Origin of the sequence: Paraperibacillus esterisolvens (assembly GCF_046237625.1) — a bacterium.
GTDB lineage: Bacteria > Bacillota > Bacilli > Bacillales > DSM-1321 > Paraperibacillus > Paraperibacillus esterisolvens.
The window spans coordinates 3345754-3367466 of record NZ_CP143545.1; the positions used below are offsets into that span (position 1 = coordinate 3345754).

The following is a 21713-nucleotide window of genomic DNA, read 5'->3' on the forward strand; positions in this document are numbered from 1 at the left end:
CTGCCGTTTAAAAAAAGGCCCGGCAGCCCGGGCCCAGTTTTCTATCCTTTCAGCTTAAGCTTACGCTGAAGCCTTTCAACCTGAGAGCCGAACAATTTGTGGGCAAGCTTGCTTTTCAGGGAGGCCGCGAAATAGACCGCTGCCCCGGCCAGCGCACAGCCGGCTATCACAAATAAGGATTGGACTCTGGATTCTGTATCCAGGAATGATCCAAGGAGGCTCTTTGAAGCTATAACGGCAATGGCCATAAGAAGTGTCAGGAAGATCATCAGGATCATCCGCCTGATAACGAGCGAATAGCGGTAGCCGGTAAAATAATGGATTACATAGAAATTGATTAAGCTTGCAGCCAGATATCCGATGCTGGTCGCATAGATGGAACCCTTTGTTTCAAATAGATGGATCAGCGGGATATTCAGGCTCAATTTCAGCAGGATGCCGACCATGAGGCTGAGGATTGTAAAACGCTGCTGATTGATGCCCTGCAGGACAGCGGCACTGATCGAGAACAAGGCAAACAGAATGGCAGCAGGTGCATACGTTTGAAGGACCTCGACCCCAAGCTTATCATACCCATAAAATGCGGAATACACAGGTTCTGCCAGCAGTGCCATCCCGACGACTGCGGGGAATGTCAAGAACAGCAGGATCTGGATGGCCTGGTTCAGGTGATTGGTGAACGATGTATATTTATTTTCCACATATGCCTTCGTTATATTAGGCACCAGGCTCAAAGAAAAGCCGGTTGCAAGCGTCATCGGGATGATGACCAGCTTCTGGGCTGCAACATTCAGAATGCCGAGCGCATTCCCTGTTTCTTCACCGGTAGCTCCTGCTTCGGCCATTGCCCGGTTAAAGGTCAGTGTGTCGATCCACTGGAACAGCGGCATGGCAATACCTACAAACACAAATGGTATGGCATATAAAATGATTTCTTTATAAATATCCTTCAGGGAAACTTCCAAAGTCCCCTTGTCCTCTTCCAGAAGCTTGTCAAAGTTCGGCTTCCGCTTGATCCAGTACCAGACAAGGACGGCAAGGCTGCCGATCGCTCCTACGAATGCCGCAAATGTAGCGGCACTGATGGCTGTGACAAGGCTGCCATCCATGACCTTCAGGACAACAAATGCGCCCCCGAGGAGGACTATGATCCGGATCAGCTGTTCGACAACCTGGGAAACCGCTGTCGGACCCATGGATTCATGACCCTGGAAAAAGCCTCTGATCAGGCTCATGAACGGGATGAGGATCAAGGCAAAGCTGACTGCCCTGATAACTGTAGTAACTTCTTCAACTGTAAAATTCCTTGCCTCGCTCGCCGCCGCAAACACAGGAGCAAGCAGATAGAGGAGGATGAAGGCGATCAAGCCGGTTGCCATCATGACCTTAAGGCCTGATTTAAAAAGCTTCCTGCCTACCTTATATTCGCCCATGGCGTTATATTTGGCGATGAACTTCGAAACGGCGAGCGGCACGCCCGCAGTCGCGATGCTTATAAAAATCGTATAGGGCACATACGCGTATTGATATAATTCAAACCCTTCCACACCTACAATAGCATCAAACGGAACAACATACAGAAGGCCCAGTACTTTTGACAGGACCATCCCGATAGTAAGGACAAAAGTGCCCCTTACAAGCTTAGATGACATATGATCCCTTCCTGTATCTATACGAATTAAACACGCATTTAATCATATCATAGTTCCAAAAAAAACATGATGTAAACACATCTCTTCCATAAATTTCACACTTTCCCATTGTACCTGCACCATCTCCTGTTTACAAACAGAAAGTACAATAGGCGGCAATGCATGGTCAGGAAGGGTAAATCTGCATAGGATAATGCCTGCTCTCTCCGAGGTGTGAAAGTTATGTGCTCACCCTTTATGCTTTCTCTTTTTGATTATGTGCCATGACGCCCAGGCGATCAGCAGGAGGGGAATCAAAACAGGCGCTCCTCCTATAAAAAAGACCACCAGCCCTGAGATAAAGCCCGCCAGGCCCTGGACAGTCTGGATAAAACTTTTCTTGCTGCGTTCCCATGTATTCAATTCTTTAGTATCAAGCTCGGGAACAACGATCCCAATTTCCGCCACATGAAGGCTTACAGAACTTAAGTCGCTATTTTTGTCCAGATACTGCATCCTTCCTTTAATGCTTTCAATTTCTTCCTGTATCTTCCCTAAATCACGCGATATCTGAAGCAGTCCATCCGTCTCCTCTGCCTTTTCCATAAAACTGTACAGCCTCTTTTCTACAGCCTGTTTGGCCTTCAGGCGGGAGGAAAGGTCTACATATTCCTCAGTGACATCTTCTCCTTTCACGGATTGCGTGTTTATCTTAAAGTCCTTTATGCCTTCAAGGCGGCGAAGGAAGGATTGCAGGGCAGGCTGCGGGACCCTGATTTCGAATGTGCCTTCATGGCTGTATTCCTCTGCACTATAAACTTCCTTGGTTACAATATACCCCTTGCTTGATGCAAGCTCTTTTTCCAAAGCCGTTTCGAACTGGCTGAAGTTTTTGACTCCCGCATCAATATCTGTCTTATAAATGATTTTCTTTTCAGGCGGACTCTCACTGGTTTCAGTCTCTTTCTCCCCGATTTCCATTTTGCCGCTGCTGACATCTGCAGAATCTCTTTTTCCAATAGAACCGGATTCGCTTTTCATGCTTCCATCATTGCTGCAGGCAGCGAGAGTAAATATCAGGACAGCCGCAGCCAGGGTTTTACATATCCACTTCATATCTGAATCCCCCTTTTTCCAATAGACGTCATGCCCCAAAAAAATGTTGCAAATCCTGCCAATTGTTTTTTAAAAGCGAAGTTATGCTATATAATAAGGTGATATTTTGATAACACTTTTAATGGAATGATACTGAACTATAGAAATCAGGGTGATAAATAAATGGAATACGATGTAATTGTGATCGGCGGCGGACCCTCCGGCCTGATGTCTGCCATTGCAGCCGGCGAAAAAGGCGGCAGGGTTTTATTGATTGACAAGGGTGAAAAACTCGGGAGGAAGCTGGCTATCTCAGGAGGTGGAAGATGCAATGTGACAAACCGTCTCCCTGTGGATGAGATCGTGAAACATATACCGGGAAATGGACGCTTTTTATACAGCGCTTTTTCTGAATTCAGCAATGAGGATATCATCCGTTTCTTTGAAAACCTTGGCATTCAGCTCAAGGAAGAAGATCACGGAAGGATGTTCCCGGTTACAGATAAAGCACAGAGTGTTGTCGATGCCCTGCTTTCCAGGCTTGAGGATTTGAACGTTACCGTTTATACAAATTCTCCCGTGAAGGATGTCTTTTACGAAGGCGGCCGCTTCGACTCTGTCCTGCTGAAGGACGGACAGAAAATCCGAGGTAAAGCCGTCGTTATTGCGGTTGGCGGGAAATCAGTCCCACATACCGGTTCCACGGGAGATGGATACGCATGGGCAAAAAAAGCCGGCCATACCATCACTGATTTGTTTCCTACAGAAGTTCCTGTGACGTCGAATGAACCTTTTATAAGAAACAAAACGCTGCAGGGATTGTCCTTGAAAAGCGTGGCACTCAGTGTACTGAATCCAAAGGGAAAAGCATTGATCACCCACCGGATGGACATGATCTTTACACACTTTGGGATATCGGGCCCGGCCGTTCTGCGCTGCAGTCAATTTGTTGTCAAAGCCATGAAGAAATGGAATCTGTCTGCAGTTACCATGAAATTGGATTCCCTCCCGGATCATAATGCCGAAGAGGTGTTTCAGACCATTCATCAGGAAATCAAGGAGGAACCAAAGAAGGCTGTTAAAAATATATGGAAAGGCTTGCTCCCAGAGAGGTATCTTCATTTTTTGCTGGAACGGGCCGGCATCGACCCAGGCGCCCAGGGCTCAACGATTTCCCATGAGAAGCTCCGGGCATTTGCAGGTCTCTGCAAGGAATTCACGTTTACTGTAAATGGCACACTCTCTCTTGAAAAAGCATTCGTCACAGGAGGAGGGGTCTCTGTCAAAGAAATACACCCGAAAGAAATGGCATCAAAATTTATGGGCGGCCTCTATTTCTGCGGTGAGGTCCTTGATATCCACGGATACACCGGCGGCTATAATATTACCTCTGCCCTGGTCACAGGCAGACTTGCAGGATTGAATGCAGCCCTATATAGCAAGAGCTTAAAAGTGAAAGGTTGATTTTTGAATGAAAGCACTGGTATTTAATGAATTTGGCGGTCCAGAGGTTTTATCTTATACAGATATACCCGCGCCTGAGATCGGCAGTTATGATGTATTGGTTGAAACAAGAGCAATCGGCCTTAACTTTGCTGATATTTACCGCCGCAAGGGCAATTATCACCTTGTCGGGAAACCGCCATTTATACTCGGATATGAGGGTGCGGGCGTGGTGGTGGAAACAGGAGCAGATGTCACTTCCCTTAAGGTTGGGGATGCTGTCGCCTTTGCTGATGCTCCCCATGCAAATGCCGAGCTGGTCGCAGTCCATGAAGATCATGCCATCCCCCTTCCTCATGATATTTCGTTTGAGACGGCGGCTTCCGTTATGCTTCAGGGTTTGACTGCCCAATACCTGACACATGACAGCCATTCAGTGGAAAAAGGCCAGATGATCCTCGTGCATGCGGCTGCAGGCGGTGTCGGCCAGCTGCTTACGGGAATCGCAAAGCATAAAGGGGCATATGTAATCGGACTTACTTCTTCTGAAGAGAAAAGAATGACCGCCTTGAAGGCAGGCGCTGATGAAGTGTTTCTGTACAGCGGCAGCTGGACAGATGAGGTTCTTGAGTTTACAGGGGGCCGGGGAGTGGATGCAGCCTATGATTCAATAGGATCTACCCTTATGGACAGCTTCCTCTGCACCAGGGAACGCGGGACGGTAGTCTTTTATGGAATGGCAGGAGGAGACCCGGCGCCGGTCGACCCAAGGATGCTTATGGATACCTCCAAGACGCTGACTGGCGGAGATCTTTGGAGCTACCTGACTTCGAGAGAAGAACGGTTAAGACGTTCAGAAGGTCTTTTTGAACTGATCAGGAGCGGCGCAGTCAAGCTTGCTCCGCCAAAACTGTTCAAGCTTGAGGACGGTGCCGGGGCTCACCGCCTGATTGAAAGCAGGAAAAGCTCAGGCAAGATTTTGCTCATTCCCTGACCTTGGGGAGTGCCAGCCCCTTTCGATTTATAGAAAGGACATTTTTACATCTTTCCCTGCGGGCATGAAATCGATTATACTAGACTAATAAGTAGTCAGGAGGTTAGAGCAATGGCTGAAACACCTAAAAAGAAAGTGAGCCTTCAGGATGCAATCAAGCAGCAGCTCGCCAATAAAAAAAGTCAGACTTCAGGAAGCCAGAATCATGGCGGAGGTTTGCAGGGCGGCCAGAAAATGAAAAGCCAGCAGACAAAGAAGGTCAGTAATCAGCGAAGGAAGATGGGCACATAATGCTCACCTGCTGAGTCAAAACAAAAAATGCACCCGCGTTTCATCCGCAGGGTGCATTTATTTTTTCCGGTAGATGACCATGGCGCTGAAACAGTAGATTTGTTCCTCGTCTTCCTCGCTCATGGCAGCAACATGATACTTAATATCGACAATCTGATTATCCTGTACATCCTTAAGGAATGAATTTATTCCCTTTTCCAGATCTTTCTCATGTTCATAATCAAATAGCTTTACCTGGATCACAGCGCTTATCTCCCCTCGCCTTTTTAGCCAGTATGGCCAAAATGAGAAGGGAATAAACAATTCGAAATTATTTAAATACTTTCTCGCCCTTCCAGTCGAGCATGCCGCCTTCCATGTTAACAGGCTGATACCCCTGATCCTGAAGGTAGGAACATACTCTGGCGCTTCTCCCGCCGGAACGGCAGATGAAGATATACTCCTTGTCTTTATCGAATGCATCGAGCTTCTCAGGGATATCGCCCATTTTAATATGGATGGCGCCCGGGATCATGCCTGTTTCCACTTCTTCATCCTCGCGCACATCCACGAGCAGTAAATGTTCATCTTTTTCTATTTTCTCCTGAAGCTCATCTGTAGTAATGGTCTTATAATTTTCCATGGTACCCTCCATTATTTGGTAATACTTAAATTAAATCCATGCTGAGGTAGCGTTCACCGCTGTCCGGTGCAATACACAGCACCTTTTTGCCCTTGCCGAGCAGGACGGCTGTCTCAATGGCTGCATAAACGGCAGCCCCTGCAGAGAGGCCGAGGAATAATCCTTCTTCCCTTGCAAGCCTTCTGAACATACCGACAGCATCTTCATCGGCAATCTGCATGATTTCATCATATACCTTCTCATTCAGGATGCTCGGTATGAAGCCTGGACTCGTGCCCACTAATTTATGCGGACCCGGCTTTCCTCCTGACAGCACCGGGGACCCTTTGGGCTCCACGACCGCAATATAAAGGTCAGGAAGGAGTTCTTTCAGCTTTTCTCCTGTACCCGTTATCGTACCGCCAGTCCCTGCGGTCGCCACGAACGCATCCAGTTTTCCGTCCATCTGGCTGTATATTTCCATGGCTGTCGTCGTGCGGTGGATGTCCGGATTGGCAGCATTTTCAAACTGCTGCGGAATGAAGCTTCCCGGTATGCTTTCCTTTAACTCCAATGCTTTTTGGATGGCACCCGGCATCTTCTGCTCACTTGGCGTCAGCACGACCTCCGCTCCATATGCTTTAAGGATGTTGATCCTTTCCTGTGTCATATTATCCGGCATGATGAGGATCGCACGATATCCCCTGGCAGCAGCTGCCATGGCAAGGCCTATGCCAGTATTGCCGCTTGTCGGTTCGATGATTGTATCGCCCTCTTTAAGGCGCCCTTCTTCCTCTGCAGTCTTGATCATATTGAATGCAGCGCGGTCCTTCACGCTCTTGGAAGGATTGAACATTTCGAGCTTTACATAGACGTCTGCCGCTCCTTCAGGGACGACCCTGTTTAAACGGACCACCGGTGTATCACCGATCAGATCCGTAATATTGTTTACAACCTTCATAGTTAAAAACTCCCCAATTGATGGCTTATCGTTATCATCATTGTATCAAAAACCTTATTATGATTACCAATGGGGTGACTTTTACGCGATCGGCATAAAAAAGGCAGCGTTACCTCGGTAACAGCTGCTGATTTGCCCGCTTATGATGCCCTTTTTATATATTTGAACCGGCTCTTTGATAATACCGTTTTTTGCAGGCGGTGCCCCATCAGGCCGGCCGCTGCAGAGAGAATGATATCCTTTGGCAGAGGTGCAAGCATCCACAGCCATGCCACTTTATAGCTGAATGCCGGAGGGCTTGCGGCCCATAGTTTGTAGGCCATATACATCCAGTTGGTCCCGAACAGATAATTCACTGCCATGCCTGTCAGAGCAGCAGCCACATAGGCCTTGGGACTTTTGTACTTTTCAATAATTCTGCCTGCGATATAGGCGGTAAAGATATAGGATAGGATAAATCCGAAAGTAGGGCTCAGGATGGTAGAGAAACCAGCCCCGAATTTTGCAAATACCGGTATGCCTACAAGTCCGGCAATTGCATATCCGATCATGGCAAACGCACCCAGCCTGCTGCCGAGGACAACCCCTGCCAAAACAGCAAAAAACGTCTGGAGCGTAATCGGCACAGTACCAACCATCATAAACGGAGCAATGGAAGTAATGTTGGCACCAATCGCCATAAGCGTAATAAACATTGCAGAAAGCGTCAGGTCAATCGTTCTAAGCTTCATTCAATTTGTCTCCCCTCATATGTATACATTAAAGATAAAGTCGAAACCCTATTTTGTCAACTGCAAAATAATCAGGTTTACAAACAGCCGAAGAGTGGTGCCTGCCCCTTATTTCCCGGCTCCAAAGAGCCCTGGGAAACAAAGGTCAGACGCCGGCATTCCCGCATAAAATACGAGTTTCCCCTCAGAGAAATAGGGAACTGTCCCCCATTTCCCATGTTTAACTGCTCTGGAGGGGGCAATAGTATGAGGGAGTGGATTCTTCCTGAGGGGAGGTTGGTTTGTGATGAGGAGCAGCGGGTTTGTTAAGCTTGCGGTGAATGTGCTTCCACCGGTGGCGGGCGGGACTTTGACTGGATATCTGGCATCGAGGAATACGAAGGAAATTTACAGGAATTTGAAGAAGCCGGCTTTTTCCCCTCCGTCATGGGTTTTCCCGACAGTATGGACAGGATTGTACACACTGATGGGCGCAGCGCGGTACCATGTGGCGGCTAAACAAAAGCAGGATCCGAAGAGCCTTGCCTTTTATAATATCCAGCTCACACTTAATTTCCTTTGGTCTTTCTTGTTTTTCAAATGGGGATTAAGAGGATTTGCCTTTATCGAAGCTGCCATGCTTTTTACGATGGTGTCCCTTACAGGCTATAAATTTTATCAGGAAGACAAAGCTGCAGGACTTGCCATGGTCCCGTATGCCCTGTGGGCAGCCTTTGCAATGGGCCTGAACTTTTCTGTATGGAAGCTGAACAAACAGCAGGGATAAAGAGTTCAACGAAAAAGCCGGACTTCAACTCCCGCCGACTATCGCGGGGGCATGAAGCCCGGCTCTTTTTTGCACCTGCCTATTCGAGCGCCTCTGTTTTTCGATAATCAGCCATAAAAATATCTACCGTTTCTTCGAGAGGACCATCAGCATCCGGAACCTGCACAATCAATTTATTCTTCGACGGAATCGGGGTGATGGAATAGTTGCTGAAACGGTTGATCTCTAGCTGCAGCCGCAAATCCTCGGCAAGCTCTTCTGCATCCACCGAACTCTTTAATACATAGTGATGGTTTTTCATTGCATACAGCCTCCTTATATCGTGCCCTGCAGAAATAGTATACCCCCGGATCCTGATAATTTAACAAAAGGACAGCCTGCAAAAAGCAGGCTGTCCTCTTCAATTAATTTGCTACGATATTGACGAGCTTCCCAGGAACGGCGATGACCTTGCGTACAGTCCTGCCATCCAGCTGCTCCTGGATTGTGCCGCTGTCCATGGCAATCTGCTCAAGCTCCTCACGTGATGCCCCTGCCGGGACCATCAGCTTCTGTTTCATTTTCCCGTTAACCTGGACCACGATTTCCACTTCATCAGCAACCAGCTTGGCTTCATCATAAGCCGGCCATGCTTCATAGGAAATGGATTCAGTGTGCCCGAGCTTCTCCCACAGCTCCTCACAGATATGAGGACAGATAGGGCTAAGCATTTTTACAAATCCTTCAATATAAGCCTTTGGAAGCTCATCCGCCTTATATGCTTCGTTGATGAACACCATCAGCTGGGAAATTGCCGTGTTGAAACGAATGCCTTCATAATCTTCTGTGACTTTCTTGACTGTCTGGTGGTATACCTTTTCAAGAGAAGCACTGTTTTCCTTGTCTGTTACTTTAGATGAAAGTGAACCATCCTCTTCTACAAGCAGGCGCCAGATTCTGTCAAGAAAGCGGCGTGAACCATCCAGCCCGTTCGTTGACCAGGCAATTGATGCATCAAGCGGTCCCATGAACATTTCATAAAGACGCAGTGTATCTGCTCCATGGCTTTCAATAATTTCATCAGGATTGACAACATTGCCTTTAGATTTACTCATTTTTTCGTTATTTTCACCCAGGATCATCCCCTGGTTATACAGCTTTTGGAATGGCTCCTTTGTCGGCACCACTCCGATATCGTATAAGAATTTATGCCAGAAACGTGCATACAGCAGGTGAAGCACCGCATGCTCGGCACCTCCTACATAGATATCGACCGGAAGCCATTCTTTCAGCTTATCTGCATCTGCCAGGGCTTCCTTATTGGAAGGATCAATATAGCGCAGATAATACCAGCAGCTTCCTGCCCATTGCGGCATGGTGTTGGTTTCACGGCGCCCCTTCCGTCCATTCTCGTCCGTCACATTCACCCAGTCCTCAATATTGGCAAGCGGGGATTCGCCCGTGCCTGAGGGCTTGATTTCTGTTGTTTTAGGAAGGATAAGCGGAAGCTCCTCTACACTGACCGCTGTGCTTTCTCCGTCTTCCCAGTGAATGACTGGAATCGGTTCACCCCAATAACGCTGGCGGCTGAACAGCCAGTCGCGGAGGCGGTAAGTCACTTTCTTCTCGCCTAACCCTTTGTCCTCAAGCCAGGCGATCATCTGCTGGATGCCTTCTTCTTTATTCGTCCCATTCAGGAATCCTGAGTTCACATGGAGGCCATCGCCGGTATAAGCTTCAGACTCGACGTCCCCCCCTGCCACCACTTCGGTGATTGGAAGGCCGAATTCCTTCGCGAATTCATAATCACGCTCATCATGCGCAGGAACAGCCATAATGGCACCTGTTCCATAGGATGCAAGCACATAATCAGCGATCCAGATCGGCATTTTTTCCTGATTGACAGGATTGACTGCATAAGCTCCTGTGAACACACCGGTTTTTTCCTTGGCCAGGTCAGTTCTTTCAAGGTCGCTCTTATGCTTAATTTTATTAATATAAGCATCCACTGCTTCCTTTTGCCCGGCTGTGGTGATCTTTTCCACAAGTTTATGTTCAGGTGCAAGCACTGCATATGTGGCGCCAAACAGTGTATCTGGACGGGTTGTAAAGACTCTGAAGGCTGCCTCGCTGCCTTCTACCTGGAAATCGAGCTCGGCACCTTCCGAGCGGCCGATCCAGTTGCGCTGCATATCTTTCAGGCTTTCCGGCCAGTCAAGCTCTTCCAAATCCTCAGCCAGACGGTCGGCATAGGCCGTGATCCGAAGCATCCACTGTCTCATCGGGCGGCGTTCCACCGGGTGCCCCCCGCGTTCACTTTTACCATCGATCACTTCTTCGTTGGCAAGCACGGTTCCAAGCGCCGGGCACCAGTTCACCGGCACTTCGTCTACATACGCAAGGCCTTTTTCGTATAACTTGAGGAATATCCACTGAGTCCACTTATAATACTCTGGATCGGTTGTATTTACTTCACGATCCCAATCATAAGAGAAGCCGAGCTCTTTAATCTGGCGGCGGAAGGTCCGGATATTCTGCTCCGTGAAATCAGCCGGGTCGTTGCCCGTATCCAGTGCATATTGCTCCGCGGGCAGTCCGAATGCATCCCAGCCTATCGGATGCAATACCTTGTAGCCCTGCATCCGCTTCATCCTCGACAGGATATCAGTTGCAGTGTACCCCTCGGGATGTCCGACATGCAGCCCCGCACCTGATGGATAAGGGAACATATCAAGCGCGTAAAACTTCTTTTTATTTTCATCTTCGCTTGTTTTGAATGTTTTATTTTCTTCCCAATGCTTTTGCCACTTTTTTTCTATTTTCTTATGAAAAAAGTTCATGTTCTTTCCTCCTATTTTCCTTCTGCAGCTAATAAAAAAATCCCCTCATCCCTCCTAAAAAAGAGGGACGAGAGGATTGTTATATCTTCCCGCGGTACCACCCACATAAGTGCCAAAACATCAGCACCCGCTCAAAAAAATCCTTAACGCGGATCAAACGCCAGGCACTAGTTCATTCGTTCATGCCTGCAGCTCGAAGGCGAGTTCGCAATCATTCTCGGTTGGCTTGCACCGGCCGCCAACTCTCTTAAGACGAGTTCTAATCGCTACTACTCCTTGTCATGGCCCTGTTTATGAATAGATAATTCATATTTTAGTTAAAAGTCCTAAAAAAAGCAAGCTGCTTTTAGCAGGATATCCTAATTTATTCCGGCCTATACATCCCAGTTCCTAAAAGTCACCCGGCCTCGGCAGGGGACATAGTATCACCGCTGCTCTTCAGGCGGCGGTCATAGACCGCCGTTATAAAGATGGCTGCTGCAAAAAGGACTATGAGTACAATGAACATCATATTCATGCCATAATAGTCTGCCAGCAGGCCGCCGATGGTCGGCCCGAGCATTCGTCCGCCCGTGGCAGTACTGTTTACAATACCCTGATAAAACCCTTCCCTGCCTTTTGGGGCAATTTGATTGGCCAGCGCAGGAACAGCCGGCCAGACAAACATTTCCCCTACAGACAGGATGATCATGGCTGTCATAAAGCCGGAGAATCCGTCTGCGAGGGAGGCAATGATAAAGGAGCCGATAAAGATGACGATCCCAAGAATAATCTGCGCTTTTACTTTTTTCATGAAAGACTGTACGAAGAAATTGACAGCAGGCTGTGCGAAAACGATAATAGCGCCGTTAATTGTCCACAAAATGCTGTACTGCTTCAGGCTTACCCCTATTTCCTGTGTATAGGAAGCAATGGTCGACTGCCACTGCACATAGCCGATCCAGCATAATAGATAGCCGAAACAAAGCATGAGCAGTGCCTGAATTTTCACCAGGTCCCGCATTGGCTTTTGTTCGGAAAGCAAGGGGCTTGACGCCTGTACTGCTGCTCCACGGGCCATTCCCCGGAAGCCGAATACTACAACCAAAAGGAACAGCACATACATGACAGTATTGGAGATGAATATAAGATCAAAGGAATACGAAGCCACGAGTCCGCCCAGTGCCGAGCCGGCGGCTACACCAACATTCTGGGCAATATAGATCGCATTGAACGCCTTTCTTCCGCCCTCTTTCCAAACCGTTCCTGCCAGTGCATACAGGGAAGGAAAGACAATTCCTGTCCCGAAACCAATGATGATTAAATAAACCACATAGTATATCCATGAGTGATTAAGTGTTAAGCCAATCAAAGCAGCCAGTGCTATTGTTATGCCAAGGATGGTCGTTTTGTAGCCGCCGATCTTGTCGAACAAACTTCCCCCTATTAGATTTCCTGCAACAGAGGCGAAAGCATTGGCCATCAGAACAAATCCGGCGACCGACAGGGATTTCCCGAGATGATCATGTATATAAATAGCATTCAGCGGCCAGAGGAATGAGTTTCCCGTTACATTTATTACCATGCCGATGATAAGCAGCCATAGATTTTTAGGCATTTGAATCTCCTTCTTTACTCCTTAAAATGTTTCGAACACCAAAATAATTCTAATGATTATCTTAGCTGTTGGCAATGGTTATTTTTTGACTTATTCCATCTTGTTTTGACAAGGCTGGATTGACGGCTCTTACACACGAAAAATGGCCATTGCACACGATGTGCAATGACCTGTAAATAGACTGTATCAATGTTCTTGGAGGATCATTTCGTTCTGGATATCCTGAAGTCTCATCCTCATCCGGTCAAGCTGATATCGCTGCTGATGGTCTGCGCTGTTCTTAAGTCTCTCCAGTTCCATGAACGTTTCCTCCAGCCGCCTCTGGGCATGCAGATAAACGTCATCAGCATAATGCTCCTGCAGGGATCCTGCCTCAAACTGTTCATGGGCAAGGCTGAGCGTTTCTTCGCATTCCTTTAAAAAGCTGTCGACTGACTCATATGTTGCCATAAACTCTCCCTCCTCCAATAGATGAAGCAAGTTCATCCCTTTTAGTTTGCCTGGCCGCACGCTCTGTAACCGGGAAATATTCTGGGAAATGGGGACAGTCCCCTTAAGGCATGATAGAATATCTGTTATGCATAATTTATAGCCGGGAGGAACAGGAAGCGATGGCTGAGAGCAATCCTTTTATATACGCATCGGATAATAAAAGATATCATACATGGAATTATCATTTAAGAAGTCATTTTGGACATAAGGTTTTCAAGGTCGCCCTTGATGGGGGCTTTGATTGTCCCAACAGGGATGGAACTGCCGCTTTTGGCGGCTGCACCTTCTGCAGTGCCGCCGGTTCCGGAGACTTTGCGGGTAGAAGGACTGACAGCCTGGAAAAACAATTCAGGGATGTCAAAGAAAAGATGCACTCCAAATGGAAAGATGGAAAATACATGGCGTACTTCCAGGCTTTCACCAATACTCACGCGCCCCTTCATGTACTCAAAGAGAAATATGAAACTGTCCTTAAGGAAGAAGGAGTCGTCGGGCTATCCATCGCAACAAGGCCGGACTGCCTGCCGGATGATGTGGTGGAATACCTGGCCGAGCTTAACGAAAGAACCTATCTCTGGGTCGAACTCGGCCTGCAGACAGTCCATGAAAAGACAGCGGGTCTCATAAACAGGGCCCATGATTTTGCCTGTTACAAGGAAGGAGTTGAAAAACTCCGCAAGCATGGCATTAGAGTATGTACCCATATCATTAACGGACTTCCGGGTGAGGAGTATGAGATGATGATGGAAACGGCAAAAGAAACAGCCAAGCTTGATATACAGGGCATAAAAATTCATCTCCTCCACCTTTTAAAGGGGACACCCATGGTCAAGCAATATGAAAAGGGGCTGCTTGAATTTCTAACTTTTGAAGAGTATATCGCCCTGGTATGTGACCAGCTGGAAATTCTGCCGCCCGGAATGATTATCCACCGTATCACCGGCGATGGTCCAATCGAGCTGATGATCGGGCCTATGTGGAGCGTGAATAAGTGGAATGTACTGAATTCCATTGACGCGGAATTAAAGAAAAGGAACAGCTGGCAGGGAAAGTATTGGACAGAAAAGGAGGAAATCATACTATGAAGTTAGATCGCATCCTCCCATTCGCCCGCAGACTTCTGCAGCTCGCCATACCGGCTGGCGGCATTGCTGTTGATGCCACAATGGGGAACGGCCATGATACTGCCTTCCTTGCAGAGCTTGCAGGGGAAGGCGGGCATGTTTTTGGCTTCGATGTGCAGCAGACAGCACTTGAAAACACCAGGAAAAGACTTGAAGAAAAAAAGGTGGAAGGCCACGTTACTCTCTTCAATGCCGGCCATGAAAATCTCAAGGATTATATTCCTGAAAAATATCACGGGAAAATAAACGGAGCTGTCTTTAACCTGGGCTATCTGCCAGGCGGGGATAAAAGCATTTCCACACATGGCGGTACAACCATCAGGGCTGTTGAGCAGCTGCTTGAAATCATGGCGGCCGAAGCTGTAATCGTACTTGTTGTCTACCATGGCCATCCAGAGGGAAAGATGGAGAAAGACCGTGTGCTTTCTTTTGCTGCTTCCATTCCGCAGGAAGAAGCCCATGTCATGCAATACAGCTTTATCAATCAAGTGAACGACCCGCCTTTTATCCTGGCAATCGAAAAAAGATAAGAGCGGCTGTCCATGTTTTGGACACCGCTCTTTTTTTGTGGCAAAATGGCCGGGCTGCATGAACCTTAAAGGTTCCAACAGCCAGGTGTGAACATCATTGGTCTGGCTTGGCATTCCATTCTGCGGCCTGCGCCTTATTTCGCTCCGCCGCCGCCTTATTGCAGTTTCCTTACCATACATGGCCAGCGGGTAAAAACTCTTTATGCTTTGATGGGGCTCAGCTTCTGCAGGCCCCTGTACATTCTGCAATTAAGATAGAAAAACAGGGTAATGCCGCCGCCAAGCTTTCTGACCTTCTTGGCAAGCTGATTCAAATTCTTCTGGCTCCTTACCTTATCATCCGATAAATAGATGCCGAGAAGGCCCCGGTGGATCAGCTTATGGAACTGTTTATGAGGAAGTTTCTCGGAATATTGTTCAGCCTGGCGGACAAAATACTCCAGCCTGCCCATCATTTCTTTCTCATCCTGATAATAAAAGCAAAAATTCAAATCGCCGCCTGCTTTGTCTTCTTCCTGGTCAATCAAATAATCAAGCAGGATATGCAGGCCCTGGATATAGGGAAAGTAGCCCTCGCAGATCAGATCGGCATGAAAGCTGTCGAAGTCATCCCGGAGTGCGTAAGATACGAGACAGAATATTCCGAGGGTGGAACCCGAACAGGCGGAAAATTCGTACCAGCTCATTTCCGGCAGATCCTTCTTATGGGCATTGAACCAATTCTGCAGACGGAGAACCCTGTTATCTGGATGAACATGTTTATGTACCTGCAAATCGCAATAATAGGAGCAGAGCTGCAGCAGGTGATGCCGTATTTCCCCGTAATTATCCATCCTGGATAAGACATCCTGGCATGTCTGTACCAGAGCCTTCAGATACCCCCCGTCATCCGGGTTTCCCCTGTGCCTGTAATATTCCCCGGGCGGCGTTCCGACAGACAGGGCATGTATCATGGATTCATGCAGGGCAGAAAAATCTTCGGGATCGAGCGAAATGCTGCGATCACATAGATTATCGAGATAATCGCTGATTGTCTGGTATGCGACAATGAACTTGACTGCTTCCTCTGCTTCTTCCTCTGCAGCGAGGGCCATGATGCTTCCGCCCTCGCAGTGGAAAGCTTTCTGGGTGATGCTTGCAAGCGCCTGCTTCCTAAGTTCCCCGTCTTTGATGTCTTCCGCCTTTTTTCTCCATCGGGAAAGTTCTTTATGTACGAGCGGCAGGATGCGCAGATAAGTTTTTGACATCAATGTAATCGGCGTTTCCGGTATCGCCATAGCCTTCCCCCCTAAAACATATATCCCAAAAGCCGGAGCCTGTTATCTGTGAACCCTCTGGCATAAGCAAAAACGTCATCCCTTTCAGGTTCATTGAAAATTTCATGATACAGACCCGGCCATTCTTTGTATTGTTTCTCACTCGAAAAAATATAATTGAACCATTCTTTCACTGCCTTCTTATCCACAATCTTGTCATCCCCCGCCTGCATAAGCAGCACGGGCAGATCCTGCAGTTCTGGAATCTCCTCGAACGCATCCTTCATGGAGGCGATAAGTTCACGATACCATCTGACTGACACTTTTGTAACGTATAAAGTATCATTCGCGCACTCCTCGCGGATCTCATCGTTCCTGGTGGCCATCTGGACGGTCAGGCCAGAATCCATCCTCAGCGAAGGAAACACTTTGTTCAGCACAACAGAGCAGGCGCCGAGCAGCCTGGATGGATAATTGACAAGGCCAAGGCATGGCGAGGAGAGGATGAGGCCCGCGAGATTCAGCCGCTCAAGCTGGAGCAGCCTCACTGCCGCAAGCCCTCCCATACTGTGACCGAGCAGGAACACCGGCAGTTCATAATCATACGCAGCCTGGATCCAGTCCTTAACCTCGTATATGTACTCTTCAAAGGAATCGATATGCCCCCGCCTTGAGCGGGATGTCATTCCCTGACCCGGCAGGTCGCCGTTGATCACATGGTACCCCGCATCACACCACATGTCCACAAGCCAGCGGTAGCGGCCGTGATGCTCCATGGCTCCGTGTACAATCACGATGACTCCCTTTGCCCTTCCGGCCGTTTCCCATTTATGCATATCCCTTTCCTCCTTGCCAGATACGGCTTATTTATTCCATCTTATAAAAAAAACTATAAATATGATAATTTACAGCTCATTATGGCTAAAGTACACTAAGACAGTAGCAATACACTTATATTACCCAATTTGCCTTGAAAGGTGTGTAGTCTTATGATTATTTATCCATATTACGAAAAAGAGCCTGTAATAGCAGAGGACGCCTACATAGCAGAAAATGCGGTCATAACGGGAGATGTCGAGATAGGCAGTGAATCCAGCGTCTGGTTCAACACCGTCATCCGCGGGGATGTTTCGCCGACAAAGATTGGAAAAAAGGTGAACATCCAGGATAACAGTGTACTCCATCAGAGCCCGGGTACACCGCTGATCCTCGAGGATGAAGTGACGATCGGCCACCAGGTGATCCTCCATAGCTGCCATATTAAAAAGAAGGCGCTGATTGGGATGGGCTCCATAATCCTTGACGGGGCGGTGATTGGCGAAGGAGCTTTTATCGGGGCAGGCAGCCTCGTGCCGCAGGGCAAGGTGATCCCCCCTAATGCCCTGGCATTCGGCCGGCCGGCAAAAGTAGTCAGGGAACTGACGGAAGAAGATATCACGGATATGGAACGAATCTGCAGGGAGTATGCCGAAAAAGCTCAATTTTATAAAGGGGCAGCCCCCATCTAAAAAAATAGCATGGGCTGCCCTTCGGTTATAGAAAGCTTCTTACATCATTATTCCTGACGAAAAGATAGACAGCTATTAAGAAAAAGGCAGCTGTTAAAGGAAAACAGGATGGTGAAGTGGAGATACAGGCTTACAAAGGGCGCTCCTGTCAGCAGCTTTTCAAGCTAAAGATGTGCGATAACCGGAATAGCGAATTTGAAATGTTTGGAAATCAATTTGGCTGAATCCGGAGGGATGAACAAGGCAGAGGAGCATGATTCTTTGAGGAGCTATACGGATGGATATAAAAAACCTGCCCTGACATGGAGGCATTCCAGACAAGGCAGGCTTTTTTTTATTAATTCTTGACTGATTCTAATTGCTGTTTATAAACGTTCTGAAAGTCAAATTTCCCTTCAAGATAAATGCTGTGCCACAGCATGAACATCAGGACAGTCCATATTTTCCGGCTGTTATCGGCTTTGCCCTGGACATGGTCCTCAAGCAGGCCGTATACCACATTTTTGTGGATAAGATGTTCTGTCTGGCTGTCGCGGATGATGTTTTTAGCCCAGTCATACATCTCGTTTTTCAGCCAGTGGCGGATCGGCACCGGGAACCCAAGCTTCTTGCGGTTAAGCACATGATCAGGAACTACGCCCTCAGCTGCTTTCCTCAAGAGATACTTGGTTGTTCCATTCGCTGTTTTCAATGCAGATGGAATGGACGAGCACACCTCGAATACTTTTTTATCAAGGAATGGCACCCGGAGTTCCAGTGAATGGGCCATGGTCATCTTATCAGCCTTAAGCAGAATATCGCCCCTCATCCACGTATGGATGTCGATGTACTGCATGCGGCTTACCGGCTCGTATCCATTGGACTCCTGGTACAATCCCTTTGTGATTTCTGTATATTCCAGGCCTTCCTTATAATGAGTCAGAAGGCGCCTCTTTTCGGCTTCAGAGAACATTTTGGCGTTGCCTATATATCTTTCCTCCATAGGAGTGACTCCGCGCTCGATGAAGCTCTTCCCTTTAACACCTTCAGGCATAATTTTTGCTACACCCTTGAGCAGCCCTTTTAGTGCGCCCGGCATTTTGTCGAACATTTCCAGTGATTGCGGCTCGCGGTAGATATTATATCCGCCGAACAGTTCATCCGCACCCTCACCGGACAAAACGACTGTTACGTGCTTACGGGCTTCCCTTGCCACAAAATAAAGCGGAACACAGGCAGGGTCTGCCAGCGGGTCATCCATATGCCACATGATTTTAGGGAGTTCATCCATATATTCCTGCGGCGAAATGATATAGCTGATATTTTCCACACCCAATTTATCGGCTGTTTCTTTTGCCACATCAATCTCGCTGAAGCCATTATGGTCGAATCCAACAGAGAAAGTCTTGATGTTCGGATGATATTCCTTTGCGATGGAAGCGATGATGGAAGAGTCGATTCCGCCGGACAGAAATGACCCAACAGGCACATCACTCCGCATGTGCATCTTGACGCTGTCGAACATAACATCCTTAATTTCTTTCACCCACTGCTCCTCACTCTTTTGGACAGTGGAGAAGGCAGCTTTCCAATAGCGTTTAATATCCATTGGCCGGCCGATTTTCTTCGTGAAGAAATGCCCCGGCTCAAGCTTATGAATGCCCACAGACATGGTTTCCGGCTCAGGTACGAACTGGTAAGTTAAATAATGCTGAAGAGATTCATAGTTGATCACATCATTTTCAAGAGCGAGAAGGATGCTTTTCTTTTCAGATCCAAAGAAGGTCCTCTCTCCGTCTTCCATATAAAAGAATGGCTTGATGCCGAACGGATCGCGTCCGCCATATAGCGTTTGTTCCTGCTTGTCCCAGATCACGAATGCGAACATGCCGCGCAGTTTCTCGATCGCCTTTTCTTTCATATGGCTGTAGAGCGCGATGATTACTTCAGTATCAGAGCTTGTGCTGAAGGATAATCCCTCTTTTGTCAGTTCTTCGCGAAGCTCTACATAATTGTATATTTCACCATTGAAAATGATCCAGTAGCGTTCATTTTCATACGTTAAGGGCTGATGCCCTGCTTCGATATCAATAATGCTCAAACGGCGGAACCCAAATTGGATATGCTCATCGAAAAAATATCCATCATCGTCAGGTCCACGGTGAGTAATGATATTATTCATATCTGTAAATAGCTGTTTATCTTCATCTCGATGCTGCTGCGCTTCATTGTGCATACATCCGATAAATCCACACATTTGATTCACCCACTTATAGTATCTTATTCTTTTTATCTCCATAACCGGCCAATTGAAACCATGGCCGCATAAGGAATCTATTTGACTGAACGAACAGACTGTATGTAAAATGAATAGCATTTTTGCATACTTTCTAATAATAACATTTTTTTACCTGAAAAAGCATGGGAAAATGTCCGTAATTTGCGTAATATTTTAGATACGCAAGTAATATGGGTCAGGCCGCCTCCTAAAACGGCATCCTGCATGCAGCAGCCGGGCTTCCTGATGCGTTCCAAGAATCAAAAAAGACCGGTCCCGCCGGATGGCTGCGGGAGATCCGGCAGCTATCTCGGTGAAGACTGGCCCTTTTGAAGCTTGAGCTTTTTTAGATTATGCTTTTGCAGCCTGTTCTTTCAGTGATTCTGCTTTGTCTGTGCGTTCCCACGGAAGGTCCACATCTGTACGGCCAAAGTGTCCGTATGCAGCAGTCTGCTTGTAGATAGGGCGGCGCAGGTTAAGCATATTGATGATTCCCGCAGGGCGAAGGTCGAAGTTTGTGCGGACCAGGTCCACCAGCAGATCCTCGCTTACCGTACCAGTTCCAAATGTATCGACAGAGATGGAGACTGGCTGTGCTACGCCGATTGCATAAGCAAGCTGTACTTCCACTTTATCAGCAAGTCCAGCAGCAACCAGATTCTTTGCCACATAGCGTGCAGCGTACGCCGCAGAACGGTCAACCTTTGTAGGATCTTTTCCGGAGAATGCGCCACCGCCATGGCGGGCATAGCCGCCATACGTATCAACGATGATCTTGCGGCCGGTCAAGCCCGCGTCCCCTTGAGGTCCGCCGATAACGAAACGGCCGGTTGGATTGATGAAGTATTTAGTCTCTTCGTCAATCAGTTCAGCAGGAACAACTGGGTTGATCACATATTCCTTCAGGTTGCGCTGGATCTGCTCAAGCGTAACCTCTGGATGATGCTGAGTGGAAATGACAATAGTGTCGATGCGGACAGGCTTGTCATTTTCGTCATATTCAACCGTAACCTGGGTCTTTCCATCCGGACGCAGATATGGAAGGATCTCTTCCTTACGCACTTCTGTCAGGCGGCGTGCAAGTTTATGTGCAAGGGAAATAGGAAGAGGCATTAATTCTTTTGTCTCATTATTGGCATAACCAAACATAAGACCCTGATCGCCTGCTCCGATTGCTTCAATTTCTTCCTCGCTCATTTGCCCTTCACGTGCTTCAAGCGCCTGATCCACTCCCATGGCGATATCGGCAGACTGCTCATCGATTGAAGTCAGAACAGCACATGTTTCAGAGTCAAAGCCGTACTTGGCACGTGTATACCCTATATTTGCAATGGTTTCACGGACAATTTTTGGAATATCCACGTAGGTAGAAGTAGTGATCTCCCCGGCAACCAGGACCAGTCCTGTTGTAACTGAAGTTTCACACGCTACACGTGCATTTGCATCCTTTGCTAAAATAGCATCCAGAATGGAATCTGAGATCTGGTCACAGATTTTATCCGGATGTCCTTCTGTAACTGACTCAGAAGTAAAAAGACGGCGCTTTTTTGACATCCTATTTCCTCCTCTAAATAGTAATTCCCCAGATGGCCTTGGCCGTATTATTTCTCCCGGCTC

General features: G+C 47.7%; 21 protein-coding genes and 1 other annotated feature. Of the genes, 7 read left to right on the top strand and 14 right to left on the bottom strand.

Annotation, left to right across the window (positions count from 1 at the left end; genetic code table 11):
• Positions 1-41 precede the first annotated feature (41 nt).
• Positions 42-1652, bottom strand: coding sequence for an oligosaccharide flippase family protein (locus V1501_RS16820; protein ID WP_409289904.1), 1611 nt, complete (start codon positions 1650-1652; stop codon positions 42-44).
• A 228-nt stretch (positions 1653-1880) separates the two neighbouring features.
• Positions 1881-2747: a DUF4349 domain-containing protein gene (locus V1501_RS16825; RefSeq protein ID WP_409289906.1), complete on the bottom strand. Its 867-nt coding sequence runs from the start codon at positions 2745-2747 to the stop codon at positions 1881-1883.
• A 162-nt stretch (positions 2748-2909) separates the two neighbouring features.
• On the opposite strand from V1501_RS16825, the gene V1501_RS16830 reads away from it, so the two are divergent.
• The 3 genes from V1501_RS16830 to V1501_RS16840 all read left to right on the top strand — a co-directional run bounded on the left by V1501_RS16830 (position 2910) and on the right by V1501_RS16840 (position 5454).
• The gene (locus tag V1501_RS16830; protein ID WP_409289907.1) at positions 2910-4190 is read left to right on the top strand and encodes an NAD(P)/FAD-dependent oxidoreductase; all 1281 of its coding nucleotides are present in this window, start codon (positions 2910-2912) and stop codon (positions 4188-4190) included.
• Between the two features lie 7 nt (positions 4191-4197).
• The gene (locus V1501_RS16835) at positions 4198-5163 is read left to right on the top strand and encodes a quinone oxidoreductase family protein (protein ID WP_409289909.1); all 966 of its coding nucleotides are present in this window, start codon (positions 4198-4200) and stop codon (positions 5161-5163) included.
• Between the two features lie 111 nt (positions 5164-5274).
• The gene (locus V1501_RS16840; RefSeq protein ID WP_409289911.1) at positions 5275-5454 is read left to right on the top strand and encodes a hypothetical protein; all 180 of its coding nucleotides are present in this window, start codon (positions 5275-5277) and stop codon (positions 5452-5454) included.
• A gap of 57 nt (positions 5455-5511) precedes the next feature.
• Here V1501_RS16840 and V1501_RS16845 read toward each other — a convergent pair whose 3' ends face one another.
• The 4 genes from V1501_RS16845 to V1501_RS16860 form a co-directional block, all read right to left on the bottom strand.
• Complete coding sequence (locus V1501_RS16845; protein ID WP_409289913.1) at positions 5512-5697, bottom strand: sporulation protein Cse60; 186 nt, start codon at positions 5695-5697, stop codon at positions 5512-5514.
• Between the two features lie 67 nt (positions 5698-5764).
• Positions 5765-6076 (bottom strand): rhodanese-like domain-containing protein, encoded by a 312-nt coding sequence (locus V1501_RS16850; RefSeq protein WP_409289915.1) that lies wholly within the window; start codon positions 6074-6076, stop codon positions 5765-5767.
• A gap of 25 nt (positions 6077-6101) precedes the next feature.
• On the bottom strand, positions 6102-7016 hold the full coding sequence (gene cysK, locus V1501_RS16855; RefSeq protein WP_409289917.1) for a cysteine synthase A: 915 nt from the start codon (positions 7014-7016) through the stop codon (positions 6102-6104).
• A 140-nt stretch (positions 7017-7156) separates the two neighbouring features.
• Complete coding sequence (locus V1501_RS16860) at positions 7157-7747, bottom strand: biotin transporter BioY (protein ID WP_409289919.1); 591 nt, start codon at positions 7745-7747, stop codon at positions 7157-7159.
• Positions 7748-8033: 286 nt separating this feature from the next.
• Between V1501_RS16860 and V1501_RS16865 the strand changes: the two genes are divergently transcribed.
• Positions 8034-8513 (top strand): TspO/MBR family protein, encoded by a 480-nt coding sequence (locus tag V1501_RS16865; RefSeq protein WP_409293424.1) that lies wholly within the window; start codon positions 8034-8036, stop codon positions 8511-8513.
• Positions 8514-8592: 79 nt separating this feature from the next.
• Here the strand turns inward: V1501_RS16865 and V1501_RS16870 are convergent, their stop codons facing one another.
• The 4 genes from V1501_RS16870 to V1501_RS16885 all read right to left on the bottom strand — a co-directional run bounded on the left by V1501_RS16870 (position 8593) and on the right by V1501_RS16885 (position 13379).
• A complete protein-coding gene (locus tag V1501_RS16870; RefSeq protein WP_409289921.1) occupies positions 8593-8814 on the bottom strand; it encodes a hypothetical protein in 222 nt (73 codons plus the stop codon).
• A 103-nt stretch (positions 8815-8917) separates the two neighbouring features.
• Entirely contained in the window at positions 8918-11332 is a 2415-nt protein-coding gene (gene leuS / locus V1501_RS16875; RefSeq protein ID WP_409289923.1) for a leucine--tRNA ligase, read from the bottom strand.
• A gap of 60 nt (positions 11333-11392) precedes the next feature.
• Positions 11393-11624: a binding site (T-box leader), on the bottom strand.
• Between the two features lie 105 nt (positions 11625-11729).
• A complete protein-coding gene (locus V1501_RS16880) occupies positions 11730-12929 on the bottom strand; it encodes an MDR family MFS transporter (RefSeq protein ID WP_409289925.1) in 1200 nt (399 codons plus the stop codon).
• Positions 12930-13115: 186 nt separating this feature from the next.
• Positions 13116-13379, bottom strand: coding sequence for a DUF2524 family protein (locus V1501_RS16885; protein ID WP_409289927.1), 264 nt, complete (start codon positions 13377-13379; stop codon positions 13116-13118).
• Positions 13380-13540: 161 nt separating this feature from the next.
• Here V1501_RS16885 and V1501_RS16890 point away from each other — a divergent pair, with 161 nt between their 5' ends.
• The gene (locus tag V1501_RS16890; RefSeq protein WP_409289929.1) at positions 13541-14506 is read left to right on the top strand and encodes a TIGR01212 family radical SAM protein; all 966 of its coding nucleotides are present in this window, start codon (positions 13541-13543) and stop codon (positions 14504-14506) included.
• Positions 14503-15075: a class I SAM-dependent methyltransferase gene (locus V1501_RS16895; RefSeq protein ID WP_409289931.1), complete on the top strand. Its 573-nt coding sequence runs from the start codon at positions 14503-14505 to the stop codon at positions 15073-15075. The genes V1501_RS16890 and V1501_RS16895 overlap by 4 nt, the downstream gene beginning before the upstream one ends.
• 200 nt (positions 15076-15275) lie before the next feature.
• Here the strand turns inward: V1501_RS16895 and V1501_RS16900 are convergent, their stop codons facing one another.
• Both V1501_RS16900 and V1501_RS16905 read right to left on the bottom strand, forming a co-directional pair.
• Positions 15276-16352, bottom strand: coding sequence for a tetraprenyl-beta-curcumene synthase family protein (locus V1501_RS16900; protein WP_409289933.1), 1077 nt, complete (start codon positions 16350-16352; stop codon positions 15276-15278).
• 11 nt (positions 16353-16363) lie between these two features.
• Entirely contained in the window at positions 16364-17167 is an 804-nt protein-coding gene (locus tag V1501_RS16905; RefSeq protein ID WP_409289935.1) for a lysophospholipase, read from the bottom strand.
• Positions 17168-17323: 156 nt separating this feature from the next.
• Here V1501_RS16905 and V1501_RS16910 point away from each other — a divergent pair, with 156 nt between their 5' ends.
• Positions 17324-17839 (top strand): gamma carbonic anhydrase family protein, encoded by a 516-nt coding sequence (locus V1501_RS16910; protein ID WP_409293425.1) that lies wholly within the window; start codon positions 17324-17326, stop codon positions 17837-17839.
• Between the two features lie 337 nt (positions 17840-18176).
• Here the strand turns inward: V1501_RS16910 and asnB are convergent, their stop codons facing one another.
• Both asnB and metK read right to left on the bottom strand, forming a co-directional pair.
• Complete coding sequence (asnB, locus tag V1501_RS16915; protein ID WP_409289937.1) at positions 18177-20075, bottom strand: asparagine synthase (glutamine-hydrolyzing); 1899 nt, start codon at positions 20073-20075, stop codon at positions 18177-18179.
• 372 nt (positions 20076-20447) lie between these two features.
• A complete protein-coding gene (gene metK / locus V1501_RS16920) occupies positions 20448-21650 on the bottom strand; it encodes a methionine adenosyltransferase (RefSeq protein WP_409289939.1) in 1203 nt (400 codons plus the stop codon).
• Positions 21651-21713 lie beyond the last annotated feature (63 nt).